Origin of the sequence: uncultured Kordia sp., from assembly GCF_947489565.1 — a bacterium.
Classification (GTDB): domain Bacteria; phylum Bacteroidota; class Bacteroidia; order Flavobacteriales; family Flavobacteriaceae; genus Kordia.
Map to the genome: position 1 here is coordinate 1 of NZ_CANLEA010000089.1, position 230 is coordinate 230.

Annotated in this window: 1 protein-coding gene; it reads right to left on the minus strand. The window is 37.0% G+C overall.

Translation table 11 applies throughout. The features are described 5' to 3' along the window. Positions 1 to 230 (minus strand): hypothetical protein (locus Q0845_RS27825; RefSeq protein ID WP_298521241.1); only part of this gene is annotated, 230 nt, incomplete at both ends.

The following is a 230-nucleotide window of genomic DNA, read 5'->3' on the forward strand; positions in this document are numbered from 1 at the left end:
ACATGACTGATATTGTTTTTAGAACGATCATTTCCAACGTCATAACTTCCATATTCAAAACTCGTAGATGCTTCAGTGGTTGTTGTTTCGGTACTTTCTACGCCTGAACCAAAATCTCCTAAGTAATTGAACAGTAATAGCGGACGATATTCTGTTTTAAAATCCTCAGATAAGTATTGCAACATACTATAGCCGATTCCGCGGTTTGGTATGTTTCTGAGTCCTTCTTT